Here is a 1,668-nt window from a genome sequence, read left to right as displayed (position 1 = left end):
GGCGATGCCCCGGCCGATGCCGCCGCCCGCGCCCGTGACCAGGGCGACCTGGCCCGTCAGCAGGCCGCTCACGGGCGGCACAGCCCGGCGATACGGACGGCCTCGGACGGGTAGCGGGCGGTCAGTTCGGTGGCGTCGCCGTGCTCGTAGCCCTCGTAGGTGAAACCGGGCGCCATCGTGCAGCCGAAGAACGTCCACGCGCCGTCCGCCACCACCCGCGCCCCCATCCAGGTGCCGGCCGGCACGGTGAACTGGAGGTGCTGGCCGTCGGTGATGTCCGGGCCCAGGACCGCCGTGCGGGAGGTGCCATCCGGGGCGAGGAGCAGGAGTTCGAGCGGATCGCCGAGGTAGAAGTGCCAGACCTCGTCGCTGGGCAGGCGGTGCAGGGCGGAGTAGTCCGGTGCGGCGAGGAGGGCGACTATCGCCGTGCCCTCAGGGCGGCCGTCGGACCGTTCCGGGCCCGCCCAGGTACGGCGGAACAGGCCCCCCTCGCGGGGGATCGGCTCCAGGCCGTAGTGGGCGACGAGGTCTTCTGGGGTCACTCCGGCAGGCTACGGGAAGGCCACCTCGCGAGGGAGAAACGCCAGTTGGGCGTGCTTTTCGGGGAGGAACACATCCGGGATGTCGATCTCCGGAAGGACGACCCTCGGCCCCGCCACGAACCCCTGCCGCAGGAAGCGCGCGATCGCCTTCTCGTTGCGCACATCCGGATCGACCACGATCCGGCGCCGGTCCAGACCGAGCAGGACATACCCGGCGAGGACGCCCATCAGCGCCGCCGACCAGCCGGGGCGTACGCCGTCCGGTCCGGCGGGGGCGAGGAGGAGGTGGATGCCGATGTCTCCGGGCCGTACGGCGTAGCAGTCACCGACGCGGTCGGCGGCGGGCTCGTAGGTCTGCAGGAGGGCGACCGGTTCGGTGTCCCGGAGCACCAGGTGGGCGTGGTGGGTGTCGAGGGTGTCCATGTGGGCGTAGATCTCGGCGACTTGGTCCCGGGTGAGGCCGTTCATGCCCCAGAAGGAGGCCCGTTCCTCGCCGGCCCAGCGGTGGATGGTCGCCGCGTCGGCCACCGGATCCAGAGGCAGCACGCCGACGGTGCCGAAGCCGTCGACATGCTGCTCGTGGACCGGTTCACGGGTGCGGGTGTCGGGTTCGAGGCGGCTGAAGTCGGTGACCACCGGAACCAGATCTCCCTTGAGCCACAAGGGCAGTTGATCACGGTGATGGGGAGTCCCGGGAACCCCCGACGCGCCCAGCGGCACCACCCACAGGCTGTCCTCCCGCCGGGCCAGGTCCCACACGAAGCGGGCCGCAGGACCCCGCGCGCTCAGGTCGGTGAGCCCGGGCACGGAAGAGGTGCACAGCACGCAGTCGTGGTCACCGGAGAGCCCCGCATGTTCGGGGCGCGTCGTTTCGGTGAACGCCCGCCAGGGAGCGAGACGGTGGGTGTCGCCCCACACCCCGACCTGCTCGGCGGTGGCCTCCTCGACGGCCGCACGAAGGATCTCCGACCGGTCGATGCCGTACAACTCCCTTGCCCGTAGCAGGTGTTCGAGCGCGAAGCCCACGCGCGGGAGCAGCGCGAGCCACGGCAGGAACACCTGCGGGTAGGCGGGCGGCTCGGCCAGTGCGGCGAACGCCGGGTGGGCCGCGAGCCGTCGTACGACC

2 protein-coding genes are annotated in these 1,668 nt (G+C 71.9%); both read right to left on the bottom strand.

Annotated elements, in window-relative coordinates:
• Nucleotides 1–68: 68 nt before the first annotated feature.
• Entirely contained in the window at nt 69–542 is a 474-nt protein-coding gene (locus R6V09_RS52555) for a cupin domain-containing protein (protein ID WP_317888469.1), read from the bottom strand.
• Nucleotides 543–551: 9 nt separating this feature from the next.
• On the bottom strand, nt 552–1,668 hold a 1,117-nt coding region (locus R6V09_RS52550), incomplete at its 5' end, for a GNAT family N-acetyltransferase (RefSeq protein WP_317888468.1).

This window comes from Streptomyces sp. W16 (assembly GCF_033194735.1).
Taxonomy (GTDB): domain Bacteria; phylum Actinomycetota; class Actinomycetes; order Streptomycetales; family Streptomycetaceae; genus Streptomyces.
The sequence above is the reverse complement of the archived record's forward strand: the minus strand, read 5'-3'. Positions and strand labels throughout refer to the sequence as shown.